The sequence below is a fragment of the Pedobacter petrophilus genome (assembly GCF_009674725.1).
GTDB classification, from domain to species: Bacteria; Bacteroidota; Bacteroidia; order Sphingobacteriales; family Sphingobacteriaceae; genus Pedobacter; species Pedobacter petrophilus.
This window is the reverse complement of the sequence record NZ_WKKH01000140.1, coordinates 1-361: the sequence shown is the minus strand read 5'-3', so window position 1 is coordinate 361 and position 361 is coordinate 1. Positions and strand designations below refer to the sequence as shown.

The 361-nt window shown below is 43.2% G+C and carries 1 protein-coding gene; it reads left to right on the top strand.

Annotated elements, in window-relative coordinates; translation table 11 throughout:
- Window positions 1-206 precede the first annotated feature (206 nt).
- On the top strand, window positions 207-361 hold a 155-nt coding region (locus tag GJU39_RS24395), incomplete at its 3' end, for a transposase (protein WP_154281226.1).

Here is a 361-nt window from a genome sequence, read left to right as displayed (position 1 = left end):
GGGAACTGTACACCATTGTAACCAACAAGGAGGCAAGGGGACGTAAAGGGGCTATCGTGGCGATGATCAGGGGCACCATAGCAGAAGACATTATTGCCGTGCTGAAGAAGATACCGGAGCGTTTGCGTAAAAGGGTATGGAGTTGCTACATTTGACTGGAGGAATTTAGTTGTCAGATTTAACTAGAAACTTTTAAATTTGATTATATGAGCAAACGAGTATTTGATGATTCCTTCAAAAAAATGGCTATAGATTTATCTAATAGCCGAGGATCGGTGAAAGAGGTTGCAGATGAGCTTGGAATAAACGATAGCCTTCTGAGTAAATGGAGACAGCGTGAGTCGGAGCCCAAACAGAGTCC